General features: G+C 67.3%; 17 protein-coding genes. 6 read left to right on the forward strand and 11 right to left on the reverse strand.

Annotated elements, in window-relative coordinates; all coding sequences use genetic code 11:
• Nucleotides 1-16: 16 nt before the first annotated feature.
• Nucleotides 17-862, forward strand: coding sequence for a TOBE domain-containing protein (locus DIE06_RS01875; RefSeq protein ID WP_124659903.1), 846 nt, complete (start codon nt 17-19; stop codon nt 860-862).
• A gap of 184 nt (nt 863-1,046) precedes the next feature.
• Here DIE06_RS01875 and DIE06_RS01880 read toward each other — a convergent pair whose 3' ends face one another.
• The 4 genes from DIE06_RS01880 to DIE06_RS01895 form a co-directional block, all read right to left on the reverse strand.
• The gene (locus DIE06_RS01880; protein WP_124659904.1) at nt 1,047-1,748 is read right to left on the reverse strand and encodes a sulfate/molybdate ABC transporter ATP-binding protein; all 702 of its coding nucleotides are present in this window, start codon (nt 1,746-1,748) and stop codon (nt 1,047-1,049) included.
• A gap of 106 nt (nt 1,749-1,854) precedes the next feature.
• On the reverse strand, nt 1,855-2,532 hold the full coding sequence (gene modB, locus DIE06_RS01885) for a molybdate ABC transporter permease subunit (RefSeq protein WP_124660049.1): 678 nt from the start codon (nt 2,530-2,532) through the stop codon (nt 1,855-1,857).
• A gap of 10 nt (nt 2,533-2,542) precedes the next feature.
• On the reverse strand, nt 2,543-3,340 hold the full coding sequence (gene modA, locus DIE06_RS01890) for a molybdate ABC transporter substrate-binding protein (RefSeq protein ID WP_124659905.1): 798 nt from the start codon (nt 3,338-3,340) through the stop codon (nt 2,543-2,545).
• Between the two features lie 136 nt (nt 3,341-3,476).
• Nucleotides 3,477-4,175, reverse strand: a complete 699-nt coding sequence (locus DIE06_RS01895; RefSeq protein WP_124659906.1) for a phosphatase PAP2 family protein — start codon at nt 4,173-4,175, stop codon at nt 3,477-3,479.
• Between the two features lie 246 nt (nt 4,176-4,421).
• Between DIE06_RS01895 and DIE06_RS01900 the strand changes: the two genes are divergently transcribed.
• On the forward strand, nt 4,422-5,531 hold the full coding sequence (locus DIE06_RS01900; protein WP_124659907.1) for a PHB depolymerase family esterase: 1,110 nt from the start codon (nt 4,422-4,424) through the stop codon (nt 5,529-5,531).
• 81 nt (nt 5,532-5,612) lie between these two features.
• Nucleotides 5,613-5,789, forward strand: a complete 177-nt coding sequence (locus DIE06_RS01905) for a DUF3563 family protein (protein ID WP_006753395.1) — start codon at nt 5,613-5,615, stop codon at nt 5,787-5,789.
• 121 nt (nt 5,790-5,910) lie between these two features.
• Here the strand turns inward: DIE06_RS01905 and DIE06_RS01910 are convergent, their stop codons facing one another.
• From DIE06_RS01910 to DIE06_RS01930, 5 genes are all read right to left on the reverse strand, one after another.
• On the reverse strand, nt 5,911-6,330 hold the full coding sequence (locus DIE06_RS01910; RefSeq protein WP_031399791.1) for an organic hydroperoxide resistance protein: 420 nt from the start codon (nt 6,328-6,330) through the stop codon (nt 5,911-5,913).
• A 157-nt stretch (nt 6,331-6,487) separates the two neighbouring features.
• Nucleotides 6,488-6,940, reverse strand: coding sequence for a MarR family winged helix-turn-helix transcriptional regulator (locus DIE06_RS01915; protein WP_124659908.1), 453 nt, complete (start codon nt 6,938-6,940; stop codon nt 6,488-6,490).
• 150 nt (nt 6,941-7,090) lie between these two features.
• Complete coding sequence (locus DIE06_RS01920; RefSeq protein ID WP_124659909.1) at nt 7,091-7,900, reverse strand: BPSS1780 family membrane protein; 810 nt, start codon at nt 7,898-7,900, stop codon at nt 7,091-7,093.
• A complete protein-coding gene (locus DIE06_RS01925) occupies nt 7,891-8,889 on the reverse strand; it encodes a homoserine kinase (protein ID WP_124659910.1) in 999 nt (332 codons plus the stop codon). Before DIE06_RS01925 ends, DIE06_RS01920 begins: the two co-directional genes overlap by 10 nt.
• Before the next feature lie 107 nt (nt 8,890-8,996).
• Nucleotides 8,997-9,404: a hypothetical protein gene (locus DIE06_RS01930; RefSeq protein WP_124659911.1), complete on the reverse strand. Its 408-nt coding sequence runs from the start codon at nt 9,402-9,404 to the stop codon at nt 8,997-8,999.
• 140 nt (nt 9,405-9,544) lie between these two features.
• Between DIE06_RS01930 and DIE06_RS01935 the strand changes: the two genes are divergently transcribed.
• The 3 genes from DIE06_RS01935 to DIE06_RS01950 all read left to right on the forward strand — a co-directional run bounded on the left by DIE06_RS01935 (nt 9,545) and on the right by DIE06_RS01950 (nt 12,183).
• Nucleotides 9,545-11,071, forward strand: a complete 1,527-nt coding sequence (locus tag DIE06_RS01935) for an AMP nucleosidase (protein WP_124659912.1) — start codon at nt 9,545-9,547, stop codon at nt 11,069-11,071.
• A 274-nt stretch (nt 11,072-11,345) separates the two neighbouring features.
• Nucleotides 11,346-11,543, forward strand: a complete 198-nt coding sequence (locus tag DIE06_RS01940; RefSeq protein WP_124659913.1) for a hypothetical protein — start codon at nt 11,346-11,348, stop codon at nt 11,541-11,543.
• Nucleotides 11,544-11,964: 421 nt separating this feature from the next.
• Entirely contained in the window at nt 11,965-12,183 is a 219-nt protein-coding gene (locus tag DIE06_RS01950; RefSeq protein WP_260433507.1) for a LysR substrate-binding domain-containing protein, read from the forward strand.
• A 131-nt stretch (nt 12,184-12,314) separates the two neighbouring features.
• Here the strand turns inward: DIE06_RS01950 and DIE06_RS01955 are convergent, their stop codons facing one another.
• Complete coding sequence (locus tag DIE06_RS01955) at nt 12,315-12,614, reverse strand: hypothetical protein (protein WP_124659914.1); 300 nt, start codon at nt 12,612-12,614, stop codon at nt 12,315-12,317.
• A gap of 393 nt (nt 12,615-13,007) precedes the next feature.
• Nucleotides 13,008-13,766, reverse strand: coding sequence for a TIGR00730 family Rossman fold protein (locus tag DIE06_RS01960; RefSeq protein WP_124611832.1), 759 nt, complete (start codon nt 13,764-13,766; stop codon nt 13,008-13,010).

A 13,766-nucleotide genomic window follows, 5' to 3' on the forward strand; every position in this document is an offset into this window, starting at 1 on the left:
TCCTTCGGACAGACCGATGAGCGATGCGTCGCCTCCTTCCTCCTCCGCCGGGCCGCTCGAACTGGGCGGCGAACTGTGGCTGCGCGCGGGCCAGCAGACGCTCGGCGGCGCCACCCGCATCGCGCTGCTCGCGGCGATCGGCGACACCGGTTCGATCACGCGCGCGGCGAAGGCCGTCGGCCTCAGCTACAAGGCCGCGTGGGACGCGATCGATACGATGAACAACCTGGCCGGCGAGCCGCTCGTCACGCGCGCGACGGGCGGCAAGGGCGGCGGCGGCACGACGCTGACGCCGCGCGCGACGTCGCTGATCGCCGCGTTTCGCACGATCGAGCGCGAGCATCGCCGCTTCATCGACGCCGCGAGTGCGGCGGTGTCCGGCTTCGACGTCGACTGGGCACTGATCGGCCGGATCGGGATGAAGACGAGCGCGCGCAACCAGTTGTTCGGCAAGGTCGAGTCGATCGTGCGCGGCACGGTGAACGACGAGGTGACGCTCGTGCTGCCCGGCGGGCAGGCGATCGTCGCGGTGCTGACGCACGAAAGCGCCGACGCGCTCGGCCTGCAGCCCGGCATGGATGCGTGCGCGCTCGTGAAGGCGTCGTGGGTCGTGCTGGCGATGGACGATGACGGCGGAGCCGAAGCGCCTTTGAAGGTCTCCGCACGCAACCAGTTGCACGGGACGGTCGACACCGTCGCGGCGGGCGCCGTGAACAGCGAGGTGACGCTGGCGCTCGACGGTGGCGGGACGCTCACGGCCGTGGTCACGAACGGCAGCGTCGGCGCGTTGCGACTCGACGCCGGCCGGCGTGCGATCGCGTTGTTCAAGGCATCGAGCGTGATTCTCGCGGTGACGGGCTGACCGCGTGCGACGGCGCCGCACGCCGTTTCTGTCGATGATCGTGGGGGGACCAGGCGAAACCGGCGCCGCCCAGCGTGCACCAGGCGCCGGCTTCGATCCCCTTTTCAGCTTGTTCCCGCTTGTGCCGCCCGTGCGGCTTCTCTCAGGTTCCAATGTGGCCGCGAGGGCCGCCGCCTTCGTGCGATCACGTGACGCGCGTCGGCCACTCGGCGTGCGGCGTTCCGGCCTGCACGCGTCCTTCGCTCAGTTGCACGACCTGGTCGCCGAACGCGGCGACGTCGTCGGGGTCGTGCGAGATGAGCACCATCGGGATATCGAGCCGCGCCTGTAGTGCGACGAGCTCGTGGCGCATGCGCTGGCGCATCGCGCCGTCGAGCGCCGCGAACGGCTCGTCGAGCAGCAGGATGTGCGGCTGCGCGACCAGCGCGCGGGCAAGCGCGACGCGCTGCTTCTGTCCGCCCGACAACTGCGACGGGAATTGCCCGGCGAGCGTGTCGAGTTCGAACGCCTGCAGCCAGTACGCGACTTCAGGCGGCACCGACTTCGCACGCGGGTTGCGCAGGCCGGGCGTGAGCCCGAACGCGATGTTCTGGCGCACGTTCAGGTGCGGAAACAGCGCATAGTCCTGGAACAGGTACGCGACGCGGCGCGCACGGGTCGGCACGTCGATGCCGCGCGCGGAATCGAACAGCGTTTCGCCGTTCAGCGTGATCGTGCCTTCGTCGGGCGACAGCAAGCCGGCGATGGCCTGCAGCGTCATGCTCTTGCCCGCGCCGGACGGCCCGAACAGCACGACGCGCTGCGTGTTGGCCGTGAACGACACGTCGAGCGTGAAGCGGCGTTCGGCGTTCGCGTAGGTTTTGCGGATATCGACGGCGACGCTCATGCGGGCCTCCGTCGTGCCGCGCCGCACGTGCGGGAAACCGCCCTCGCGACGGGAAGGCGTTCTGCCGCGACCCATGAGGCGCAGCGGTACGGATGCGGCCGGCGCGTCATGTCAGCTGGCTCCGTCCGGCACGCGACGGCACGAGCCAGCCGGTCGCGAGCAGCACGAGCACGCAGGTGATCGACGTCACCAGCACGAGGAAGTTGGCCGTGCTGTCGTCACCGGCCTGCACCGCCGCATAGATCGCGACCGACAGCGTCTGCGTGCGGCCGGGCAGGTTGCCGGCGATCATCAGCGTCGCGCCGAATTCGCCGAGCGCGCGTGCGAAGGCGAGCAACGCGCCGGCCAGGATGCCGCGCGTGGCGAGCGGCAGCGTCACGCGGAAGAACACCGAGGCTTCGCCGAGCCCGAGTGTGCGTGCCGCGCGCTCGAGTTGCGGATCGACGCTTTCGAACGCGGCGCGCGCCGATTTCAGGATCAGCGGGAACGCGACGACCATCGACGCGATCACCGCGCCCTGCCACGTGAAGACGAGTTCGATGCCGAGCGTGTCGAGCCATGCGCCGAACACGCCGCGCCGGCCGAGCAGCACGAGCAGGTAATAACCGAGCACCGTCGGCGGCAGCACGAGCGGCAGCGTCAGCAGCGAGTCGACCACGTCGCGCATCGGCGAGCGCCAGCGCGCGAGCGCGAACGCGGCGGCCACGCCGAGCACGATGTCGAGCGCTGTCGCCCAGCCGGCGACCTTCAGCGACAACAGCAGCGGTACCCAGGCGTCCTGCATCATGCTGCGCTCACTTGCCCGCGGGCTTGAAGCCGAACGTCGCCAGCACGGCCTGGCCCTGCGGCGACGCGACGAAGTCGATGAACGACTGCGCCTGCGCGGCATGGCGGCTGTCCTTGACCACGGCGATCGGATAGGTGATGGCCGTCTGCGTCGGCACGGTCAGCGCGACCTTCACGCGGCCCGGCATGATCGCCGCGTCGGTGCCGAACACGAAGCCCGCGTCGACCTCGCCGCGCGCGACGTAATCGAGGCTCTGGCGGACGTTGGCGGCCAGCACGCCCTTCGCGCTGACGGCATCCCACACGCCTGCCGCACGCAGTGCGCCTTCGGTGTAGCGGCCGACCGGTACCGACGCCGGGTCGCCGTACGCGATGCGCTTCACGCCGGGCGCCGTCAGGTCGCTCAGCGATGTCGGCGCGGCGGCGTGGCTGTCGGCCGGCACGATCAGCACGAGCGAGTTCGCCGCGAAATCGCGGCGCGTGCCGGGCACGACGACCTTTTCGCTGACCGCGCGATCCATCGCCTTCTGGTCGGCCGATGCAAACACGTCGGCCGGCGCGCCCTTGGCGATCTGCTGCATCAGCACGTCGGACGCGCCGAAGTTGAACAGCACCTTGGTGCCCGGATGCTGCTTCTGATACGCATCGCCGACGGCCTTGAACGCATTCGTCAGGCTCGCGGCCGCCGACACGACCAGTTCGTCGGCGGCGGAAGCCGGTGCGCTGAACGCGATGCCCGCGGCAAGCGCGGCGAGCGGCAGCAGGCGGAGCAGGGTGCGGCGAAGCGGGCGGACGGTCGAGCGCATGGTCGGGTCGTTTGAATGGCTGAAAGCTGTAATCGTAATATAGGGCTGGTTATAACGCTCGACATACCGTTCATGCGATGGCGCACATGAAATCGTCAGACTTGAACGGTGACGGGAATGACGTGAGCGCGGCCCGTCACGCGTGCAGCAACGTCGGCGGCGAGCCGGTGCGGTGCAGCGACGACGGCTGCGATGCCGGCCGGTAGTTCGGATTGGCTTTCCAGCGGGCGCGGACGAACGGCCGCTCGTGCCCCGACAGCTCCAGCGCGACCTTGGTGACCCAGCGGTGCGACGGCACCGTGATGCCATGCAGTGCGACGGTGACGAGCGCGAGGCTCACGACGACCGCCGGCACCGACCAGCGGTGCGGCACCGCGTGCCACGAGCCGGCGATGAACGCCAGTGCGGCGATCGCGCCGACGATGCAGCCGGTGATCGATTCCGACGGCGAATGCGCGTCGAGCGCAACGCGCGACACGCCGACCGCGATGCCGGCCGCGAGCCCGAGCGCGATGCCGGCGATTCGCACCGGCATGCGCGTGCGGATCAGCGCGAGGAAGATCGCGACGGGATAGACCGACGTCGACAGCATCGCGTGACCGCTGAATCCCGTGAAGTCCCACGCGCGGATGCCGATGCCCCAGCCGAGGAACGCGATCTTCGTCAGCGCGACGACCCCGATCGCGCCCGCGAGCACCCCGAGCCACGCGGCCGCGCGCTGCCACGAGTAGCCGAGCGCCAGCCACACGGCGATCGTGACCGCGAGCGGCAACGTCAGGCCGGCGCCACCGAACGCGGTGATCGTGATCCACAGGTGAGAGGACAGGTCGAACATCGGGAGGGGAACGAGCAGAGGCGGGACGAATGCTTAAATCAACGCGCGAGCCGGAAAGAACGACTACAACGGATACAAGCGGCTAAATCCCAGTATAGCGCCGCGTGTGCTCGAGGCCCATTTTTGCCCCGCGGGGAACTATCCGCGTGCAGGAAAAATCCCAGAAACAATGTTATGGTGCATTGCACAAAGTCGAACGATGCACCCAATGTTGACCCCTATTTTTCCTGACTGCGAGCCTGATCGATGACCAAAAGTCTGACGAAGGTATGGCTGGGCGGCATGAAACGCATGCTGTCCCCGGCCGCCAAACGTGCGGCGCGCGATGCCCAGCGGATCGCGCGCGACACGCTCGAGGCTGCTGCGTTGCCCGCCGCAACCGATCTGTCCCCGCCGCGCGAGTCGCGCGTGCGGCCGCGTGCGGCTGCATGGGCGGCTGGAGAGTGGACGCGCGGCGAGCATCCGATGGCGGCCGCGCTCGGCCGCCTGGTCCAGCAGCTCGCCTACGGGCTGTACGTCCCGCCCGGCCGCCGGCGCGGCGCGATACCGCTCGTGGTGATGCTGCACGGCTGCCAGCAATCGGTCGACGAGTTCGCGCAGGGCACCCGGATGAACCTGCTGGCCGACAAGTACGGCTTCGCGGTGCTGTACCCCGAGCAGTCGCTGCGCGCGCATGCGCATGGCTGCTGGCACTGGTATGAGGACACCGATCGCGCGGGCCGCGGCGAGGCGGATACGGTCGCGTCGCTCGTCGATGCGCTCGTCGACGAGCACGGCTTCGACGCATCACGCGTCTACGTCGCCGGGCTGTCGGCCGGCGCGGGCCTGGCGGCGCTGCTCGCGCTGCATCATCCGGACCGCTTCGCGGCGGTGGCGCTGCACTCGGGCCCCGCGCTCGGCGAGGCGAATTCCGGGATCAGTGCGATGGACGTGATGCGCCGCGGCCTGCGGCAGAACCCGGCCGCGGTGGTCGACACGCTGGTCGACGCCGGTGCGTATCCGGGCATGCCCGCGCTGATCGTGCAGGGCGACGGCGACCATGTCGTCGCGCCGAAGAATGCGGACCAGCTGACGGTGCAGTTCATGCGCCTGAACGGGCTCGCGGACAGCCGTGGCGCACTGCGCGGCGGCGAGCGCGTGGAGACGCGCGAGGCAGGCGCGCAGATCACCGACGTCCGCCGCGACGGCGAGTCGGTCGTGCGGCTCTGTCACGTGAAAGGGCTCGCTCATGCGTGGGCGGGCGGTGACGAAGCAGTGCCGTTTCATGCGGCCATCGGCCCCGACGCGAGCGCGATGATCTGGTCCTTTTTCGAAGAGAATCGTCGCACTGTGGCGGCCGAACGACGCACCGTCTGATCAACGGTGGCCAAAGCCTGGGGTTTTCCCTATAATTAGGGAAAACCCTAGTCAAAGAACCTTTGGATTGCGAGATCGAACATGTACCTGCTGAGCCACCTCTTCCTGATGCTGACCAAGAACGCTGAAAAGGCCGCGAAAGAGCGCGCCGATGCGTACCTGTCCGAAGCGACCGACATCTACGATCTCGAATTCCGCATGCGCAAGATCGATCGCGAAGCGGCGATGAACCGTCCGTTCTCGTTCGGCTCGCGCTAAACAGCGCAGCGCGCGGGCCGGCGCATCAGCCGGTCCGGCGAATCACGCAAAAGGGCGTGTGCGGCAAGCAGCCGCACACGCCCTTTTTGCATTCGGCGCCGCGCGGGCGCCGCGCGTCGCGTCAGACGACCGTCAGGCGCACCGGCACGTTGTTGCGGGTCGCGTTCGAGTACGGGCACACGTGGTGCGCCTTGTCGACCAGCGCCTGTGCATCGGCCTTGTCGAGCCCCGGCAGCGACACGCGCAGTTCGATGTCGAGCCCGAAGCCGCCTGCGTCGTTCGGGCCGATGCCCACTTCCGCGGTCACCTGCGTGTCGGCCGGCAGCGCCTGCTTGTTCTGGCCGGCGACGAATTTCATCGCGCTCAGGAAACAGGCCGAGTAACCTGCGGCGAACAGCTGCTCCGGGTTCGTACCTTCCGCGCCCGTGCCGCCGAGCTCACGCGGCGCGGCCAGCTTCACTTCCAGCTTGTTGTCGGCGGATACCGCGCGGCCGTCGCGGCCGCCCGTGCTCGTGGCGCTGGTCTTGTACAGAATGTTCATGGTGCAGCTCCTGTCGGAAGAATGGGAGGAAGCGGTCCGGTCGGACGGGGTGTCGCCGGCCACGAATGAAATATAGAACACAAATAATTTGTGTGCAAATGAAATTTTGAAGAAAAGGCCCGACAGTGTGCCGGGCCCGTTTGCGATCGCGGGTTTGTCAGCCTTCGTTAGCGGCCGACAGCGCGTTGCGCAACTGCTGGAGATCCGCGCGCAACCTGACCAGGAACTCGGGTGTTTGCTGCATCGCGCAGAAAAGATCGGCGGGTACCGAGCGCGCCTTGTCCTTCAGCGCGCGGCCTTCCGCCGTCACGCGCACGTTCACGACGCGCTCGTCGGTCGCGCTGCGCGCGCGTTCGACGTAGCCGAGCGCCTCGAGCCGCTTCAGCAACGGCGTGACAGTGGCCGGGTCGAGGTCGAGGCGGGCGGCGATGTCCTTCACCGCGATGTCGTCGCGCTCCCACAGCACGAGCATCGCCAGGTATTGGGGATAGGTCAGCGACAGCTTGTCGAGCAGCGGCTTGTACGCCTTCGTCATTGCATGCGAAGTCGAGTAGAGCGCGAAGCACAGTTGCTCGTCGAGCGTCTGGGGCAGTGGGGGCGGGCGGTCCATGATTCGGGTGGCGCGGCGGACGCGCTAACGATTTGCACGCAAATTATTTTGCGCGCAAAAGATTCGATTGAACAGGGGCGCGGCGGATCGGGCGCCGGGCTGGCGGGGAAGGGGGTGGCCGGCCGGCGGCGTGCGCCGGCCGAGTCGGCGTCAGCGGCCGGTCGTGGGCGTCGCGGCGCCCGGTTCCTGCACACCGAAGCAGCCGCGATAAGTCGCGTAGAACGAGCAGTACATCATCGTGACGATGATGATCGTCACCGGCATCATGATCGTCAGCACATAGGCGCCGGCGCCGAGCGCCTGCAACAGCAGCGACAGGCCGAGCGACGTGCCGATCGCGACGCCGAACCACAGCAGCCCGTACACGACGAATGCGCCGCGATTGCGCCAGCAGCTGACGATGCTGAAGAACAGCGCCTTGGCGGGCGGGATGTCGTGCCACGCGGTGAGCACCGGCGCGAACCAGAACAGCATCGAAACCGGCGCGTAGAGCAGCGTCGCCAGCAGCAGCGCGCCGAGCGTGCCCTGCGTGGCGAGCGCTTCCGGCGTCGGGCTCGCGTCGTTCGTCGCACCCAGCATCATCTGGAGCAACCCGCCGCCGTCCATGATGGACGACGCGGCGAACACCAGCACCATCAGCGCGACATAGACCACGCCGAGCACGAGCAGTCGCTGCGTCGTCGCGGAGCCGTACGAGCGGAAGCCGTCGATGAGGATCGTCGGCATCACCGGCTTGCCGGCCACCGTGTCGCGGCACGCGGCCATGAAGCCGACGGCGATGCCGGGGATGAACAGCAGCGGCAGTGCCGCGCCGACTACCGGCACCATCGACACCAGCGTGATTGCCAGGAGGTACGTGAAAAACAGCGTGATGAACGCGAGCGGGTTCCGGCGGAACAGCCAGATGCCTTGACGGAACCAGACATAGCCCGCTTTCGCGGGGACTTCGATCAGTTGCATGCGGTATGGGTCTCGGGAAGCGCGGGCGTGTGGGCGATACGCTCACGCAGGATGCGTTCGAAATGACCGGGGTCGTGCGGCTTCAGCATCTCGGCGGCGCGCGGCAGGTAGAAGTCGTACAGGCGCGACACCCAGAAGCGGTACGCGCCCGCGCGCAGCATGTCGTTCCAGTGACGGCGCTCCTCGGCCGTGAACGGCCGGACCGTCTGGTACGCGCGCACCAGCGCGTCCGCGCGCGCGACGTCGAGTACGCCCGTCGCGAGGTCGACGCACCAGTCGTTGACGGTCACCGCGACGTCGAACAGCCATTTGTCGCAGCCCGCGAAATAGAAATCGAAGAAGCCGCCGAGCCGTACGTCATGACCAGTGCCGGGCGCCGCGTGCGCGAACAGCACGTTGTCGCGGAACAGGTCGCAGTGGCACGGGCCGCTCGGCAGCGCCGCGTAGTCGTCGGACGCGAAGAACGCGGCCTGGTGCGCGAGCTCGTCCTCGAGCAGCGCGCGCTGCGCGTCGGAAATGAACGGGACGATCGCCGGCACGTTCTCCTGCCACCACGGCAGGCTGCGCAGGTTCGGCTGGTGGCGCGCATAGTCGCGCCCCGCGAGGTGCAGGCGCGCGAGCATCTGCCCGACCTCGATGCAGTGTTCGACCCCCGGCGCGAGTTCGGCGGCGCCGTCGAGCTTCGTGACGATCGCCGCCGGCTTGCCGAGCAGTTCGCCGAACAGCGCGCCGTCGTCGCGCGGGATCGGATCCGGCACCGGCACGCCGTGGCTCGCCAGATGGCGCATCAGATCCAGGTAGAACGGCAGCTGTTCCGCCGTCAGCTTTTCGAAGATCGTCAGGACGTACTCGCCGCGCGTCGTCGTCAGGAAGAAGTTGCTGTTTTCGATGCCGGACGGAATGCCGCGGAACGCCAGCACGTCGCCCAATTCGTAGTGGCGCATCCATTGCGCGAGATCGGAGTCGGAAACAGCGGTGAAAACGGCCATGCGAGATGCGTCTGGTCAGTTGTCGGCACGCGCGTGGCGTGCGGCGCGACAGGGGGTGAAGGGAGAGCCGGCGCGCCGCGTCGGCAACGATGCGGCGTGGCGGGAAATCAGTAGCGCAGGTTGACCGACGGCAGGCGCGTGATCGGGACGCCCGCGTCGTGCGGCTTCGGCGACGTGTCGAGCGTCGAGCTCATCTGGTAGCGCGTGCCGAAGTTCGACTTCACGTCGATCTCGACCGGCTTGCCGCGATCGCGATACTCGGTGACCTCGGTGCCGTTCTTGCTCTTTTCATGGAAGCTCGGCGTGCGGCGGATGTCGGCGAAGTCGACTTTCGACGTGACTTCGGCGGCCGGCCGGTTGATCTTGCGGAGATCGGGCAGGCCGGCGGCTTCGTTGGCCTCGGCCCGGGCCTGCGCGTCGGCGTCGGGCGTGCCGCCGGCGGCGTGAGCGGCGCCGGCAGCGGCAAACGTGCCAGCAAACACGGCGGCAGCGGCGACGAGAATGAGCGGCTTCATGATGAGTCTCCAGTGAACCTTCCGATTTTAGCAAATACTGCGCGCGGCCCGGCCCTCGCGTGCAAGCGGCGTGCAAGCGGGCGGCCATGAGCATGACCGGGTTCCGTGGTAATGTCGTTCGATCAGACGAGGTGATGAAAATGAAGAACGACTTGAGCCGCCGGCATCGGGTGCTGACACCCGAGAGCCCGCCCGTCGACGCATTCGACGATTCCGTTGCCGCGGTCGCGCGGCTGTCGGCCATCTACGACACCAATACGGGCTTCCTGCGCGATGCCTTCGCGCGCTATCGCCGCCACGAACCGATCACCGAGCACGTGCGTGCGTGCTACCCGTTCGTGCGGATTCGTACCGACGTCAACACGCACGTCGATTCGCGCCGGTCGTACGGTTTCGTCGCGGGCCCCGGCGTGTTCGAGACGACCGTCACGCGCCCCGACCTGTTCGCGAACTACTATCGCGAGCAACTGCGCCTGCTGTCGAAGAACCACCATGTGAAGATCGAGATCGGCGTCTCGTCGCAGCCGATTCCGGTCCACTTCGCGTTTCCCGAAGGCATCCACCTCGAAGGCGAGCTCGACCGCGACCGCCTGCTCGCGATGCGCGACATCTTCGATACGCCCGACCTGTCGTACCTCGACGATCGCATCGTCAACGGCACGTTCGAGCCGGCGCCCGGCGAGCCGCATCCGCTCGCGCTGTTTACCGCCGCGCGCGTCGACTTCTCGCTGCACCGGCTGCGTCACTACACGGCGACGTCGCCCACGCACTTCCAGAACTACGTGCTCTACACGAACTACCAGTTCTATATCGACGAATTCGTGAAGCTCGGCCGCACGCTGATGACGGAAAGCACCGATCCCGACGTGCGCGAGTACCGCAGCCAGTACAGCGCGTTCGTCGAGCCGGGCGACGTCATCACGTACAACGCGAACCTCGGCAGCGAGCCGGCCGAAGGCGCCGCGCCGCCGCGGCTGCCGCAGATGCCCGCGTATCACCTGAAGCGCGCGGACGGCAGCGGGATCACGATGGTCAACATCGGTGTCGGTCCGTCGAACGCGAAGACGATCACCGATCACATCGCGGTGCTGCGGCCGCACGCGTGGGTGATGCTCGGTCACTGCGCGGGCCTGCGCAACACGCAGCGCCTCGGCGACTACGTGCTTGCGCACGGCTACGTGCGCGAGGATCACGTGCTGGACGCAGACCTGCCGCTGTGGGTGCCGATCCCGGCGCTCGCCGAAGTGCAACTCGCGCTCGAGCGCGGCGTGGCCGAGGTCACCCGGCTCGAAGGCGCCGAACTCAAGCGCGTGATGCGCACGGGCACGGTCGCGAGCGTCGACAACCGCAACTGGGAGCTGCGCGATCACCGCGAGCCGGTGCAGCGGCTGTCGCAGAGCCGCGCGATCGCGCTCGACATGGAAAGCGCGACGATCGCCGCGAACGGGTTCCGTTTCCGCGTGCCGTACGGCACGCTGCTGTGCGTATCGGACAAGCCGCTGCACGGCGAGCTGAAGCTGCCGGGCATGGCCGATACGTTCTATCGCGGGCAGGTCGACCAGCATCTGCAGATCGGCGTGAAGGCGATGGAGATCCTGCGTACGAACGGGCTCGACAAGCTGCATAGCCGCAAGCTGCGGAGCTTCGCGGAAGTGGCGTTTCAGTAACGCGCATGACTGGCAGGGGGCGATGCCCTGCCGGGCTTCACGGCGGCCGGCGCGCGCCTGCGTCACCCCTCCGGTCGCCTGGACACTCGTCGTGGCCGCAATGCGGCCTTCGTACTCGGACGCGACCATTTTCTCCAATTTGGAAGTTGTCCTATAGTTTTGTCCTTGTCATCGAGAATATGCTCTCCTGCGTGGCGTTGTCCGACACCCGCACGAAGGAACGGCGAACAGCCGATCCAATTGATTCCTATAATATTGAGAGTAGACCTATCCGATGAAAATCAAAATCCTGCTGGCTTCCCTGATGCTCACTGCTTCGCTGTCGGCCATGGCCCAAGCGGTGATCGGTCCATCCAAGCCGAAGCCGCCTTGCGAAAGAGAAGCGGTGCTCGGCCCGTCCGATCCTTGCAAGCCAGTCGCAGTGGTCGGCCCGAGCAAACCCAAACCGTGTTGGTGCTCCATCGTTAAGTAAGCCGTGAAACAGGCGCGCCCATCCTTGGGTGCGCCTCGTTCGCAGGTTGAAGCGCGACAGAGAATGGAACGCGTCGATGGCGCGACGGAGCGGCCTCTACTGCGCAAACCCGGGGGAGACACCGGTAGCCTCGAGATTTCATCGTTCATCGGTCGTCGGCTTTTTCTCGTCATTGTGATCGCTACGGTCTCCGTTCCGAGCAGTGCCATGAAGGCGTGCCCGGTACGGGGAATCGATTGAATGCGGTGACGGTATTCGTCAGTGTCACCGACGCAGCATGTCGCGCTCGTCGTCGCGGCAGATCAGGCTGTACTGGCTCTGCATCGACACGAACCGGGCGAGGTCGTGATGTCGCTGGAACGCGGGCGTCTTCATCCGTGTTGCGGCGCCATATTCGCTGGCCCGGCGTTTTCTTGCGCCGTTGCTCGGCGAATTCTGCGACCGGCAGCCGGGCGTGACGGCCGAGCTGATCGTCAGCGACGACACGGCCGATATCGTCGAGCAGCGGATCGACATCGCGGCGCGAACCGGCAATCTGCCCGACAGCGGGCTGGTTGCGCGGCGCGTCGCCGACCTGCAACTGGTGGTTTGCGCGGCGCCGGCGTATTTGCGCCGCCACAGGCGCGGGCTTGACGTGTGACGGCGCCGAGGGTGGGGGTGTCGGTCGACGTTCTTTCGGCCCGGTCAGGGCGGCTCGACAGAAGGGCGCGCCTGCGTCGGCAGATCGCCGATTCGCGGTACAGGCGGCTCAAAGCGGCAAGGCCGGTTGGCTCAGCACTCACCCTTCTTCGCATGCCCCGGCGGGCAGTGATAGCCGCGGCGATCGTCACGGCCGCGATAGCGCTGGTGATCCTCCCACTCCCGGCGTTCCCAGTAACGGCGCCCGTCCCAGTAGCGGTCGCCGTGCCAGCCGACGATCACCGCGGGCGCCGGCGCAACGACGACCGGCGCAGGCGCGACGACCACCGGCGCGGGCGTGCCGATGTTGACGTCGACGTTGACGGCGTGGGCGAGACCGGACAGCGAAAGGCCGAGGCCGGTGAAGGCGAGGGCGATCAGTGAGCGTTTCATGTTGTTTTCCGTGGTGTCGTTGTCAAAAGGCCGGCGCGACGCGATGGACGCGAGGGGGGATCGTTCCACCGGGGGGACGCCGCGCCGACGAGATGCAGTGTGCTGGCGAACCGCGAAAAATGCGACATGCATTTGTAACGGTGGATTGGCGCCCGGCAGATTTAGCGGGCGCGTGGCGGGCGGCGCAATTTGACAATGGCGGGCCACACGCGCGGAACGTGGCGCCCGCGTTGCGCGGCACAGGCCCCCCGGATTTGACATTCGCGGCGCGCGGCCGCGCAGCGCGATTAATGCGGCGTTACAAAATGACGCGCGGCAGGTGGCGGAATCGCCATGCCTGCCGCGCGGGAAGCGGGACGCCGGCCGTGCGGCCCGCCATCGACACCGATCGAATTACAGATAGAACATGCGGTCTTCTTCGGGTCGCGGCGGCTGGCCGTCGCCGTCCGGGCCTTCTTCCTCGCCGCTGTCCTCGTAGAACGCGAGCACGGCGTCGAGCACCTGGTCGGGATCGTCGATCACCTGCATCAGGTCCATGTCTTCCGGATTGATGAGGCCGTTCGGGATCAACTGGTCGCGGAACCATTGCAGCAGGCCCTGCCAGAACGTGCTGCCGACGAGAATGATCGGCACGAGGCGCGACTTCTTCGTCTGGATCAGCGTGAGCACTTCGGACAGTTCGTCGAGCGTGCCGAAGCCGCCCGGCATCACGATCACCGCGTCGGAGTTCTTCACGAACGTGACCTTGCGCGTGAAGAAGTGGCGGAAGCGCAGCGAGATGTCCTGATAGTGGTTGCCGGCCTGCTCATGCGGCAGCTCGATGTTCAGGCCGACCGACGGCGCCTTGCCGGCGTGCGCACCCTTGTTCGCGGCTTCCATGATGCCGGGGCCGCCGCCGGAGATCACGGCGAAGCCGGCGTCGGACAGCTTGCGTGCGATCTGCACCGCGAGCTTGTAGTGCGGCGTATCGGGCTTGAGACGGGCAGAACCGTAGATGCTGACGGCCGGGCGGATCTCCGACAGGTACTCGGTCGCCTCGATAAACTCTGCCATAATCGTGAACATCTGCCACGATGCGCGCGCCTTCTTGGCCGTCGCGCGTTCTTGATCTGCGAGCGAACGCAGACTCGGAATCACTTTTCTCTTGTTCAT

Source organism: Burkholderia sp. Bp8998 (genome assembly GCF_003854235.1).
Classification (GTDB): Bacteria; Pseudomonadota; Gammaproteobacteria; order Burkholderiales; family Burkholderiaceae; genus Burkholderia.

Bases quoted from the DNA above. Each gene is read 5' to 3' on its own strand.
- DIE06_RS01875 (WP_124659903.1), top strand. From the start codon at position 17: ATGAGCGATGCGTCGCCTCCTTCCTCCTCCGCCGGGCCGCTCGAACTG.
- DIE06_RS01900 (WP_124659907.1), top strand. From the start codon at position 4,422: ATGACCAAAAGTCTGACGAAGGTATGGCTGGGCGGCATGAAACGCATG.
- DIE06_RS01915 (WP_124659908.1), bottom strand. From the start codon at position 6,940: ATGGACCGCCCGCCCCCACTGCCCCAGACGCTCGACGAGCAACTGTGC.
- DIE06_RS01920 (WP_124659909.1), bottom strand. From the start codon at position 7,900: ATGCAACTGATCGAAGTCCCCGCGAAAGCGGGCTATGTCTGGTTCCGT.
- DIE06_RS01960 (WP_124611832.1), bottom strand. From the start codon at position 13,766: ATGAACAAGAGAAAAGTGATTCCGAGTCTGCGTTCGCTCGCAGATCAA.
- DIE06_RS01930 (WP_124659911.1), bottom strand. From the start codon at position 9,404: ATGAAGCCGCTCATTCTCGTCGCCGCTGCCGCCGTGTTTGCTGGCACG.
- modB (WP_124660049.1), bottom strand. From the start codon at position 2,532: ATGCAGGACGCCTGGGTACCGCTGCTGTTGTCGCTGAAGGTCGCCGGC.
- DIE06_RS01910 (WP_031399791.1), bottom strand. From the start codon at position 6,330: ATGAACATTCTGTACAAGACCAGCGCCACGAGCACGGGCGGCCGCGAC.
- DIE06_RS01925 (WP_124659910.1), bottom strand. From the start codon at position 8,889: ATGGCCGTTTTCACCGCTGTTTCCGACTCCGATCTCGCGCAATGGATG.
- DIE06_RS01935 (WP_124659912.1), top strand. From the start codon at position 9,545: ATGAAGAACGACTTGAGCCGCCGGCATCGGGTGCTGACACCCGAGAGC.
- modA (WP_124659905.1), bottom strand. From the start codon at position 3,340: ATGCGCTCGACCGTCCGCCCGCTTCGCCGCACCCTGCTCCGCCTGCTG.
- DIE06_RS01880 (WP_124659904.1), bottom strand. From the start codon at position 1,748: ATGAGCGTCGCCGTCGATATCCGCAAAACCTACGCGAACGCCGAACGC.
- DIE06_RS01940 (WP_124659913.1), top strand. From the start codon at position 11,346: ATGAAAATCAAAATCCTGCTGGCTTCCCTGATGCTCACTGCTTCGCTG.
- DIE06_RS01895 (WP_124659906.1), bottom strand. From the start codon at position 4,175: ATGTTCGACCTGTCCTCTCACCTGTGGATCACGATCACCGCGTTCGGT.
- DIE06_RS01905 (WP_006753395.1), top strand. From the start codon at position 5,613: ATGTACCTGCTGAGCCACCTCTTCCTGATGCTGACCAAGAACGCTGAA.
- DIE06_RS01955 (WP_124659914.1), bottom strand. From the start codon at position 12,614: ATGAAACGCTCACTGATCGCCCTCGCCTTCACCGGCCTCGGCCTTTCG.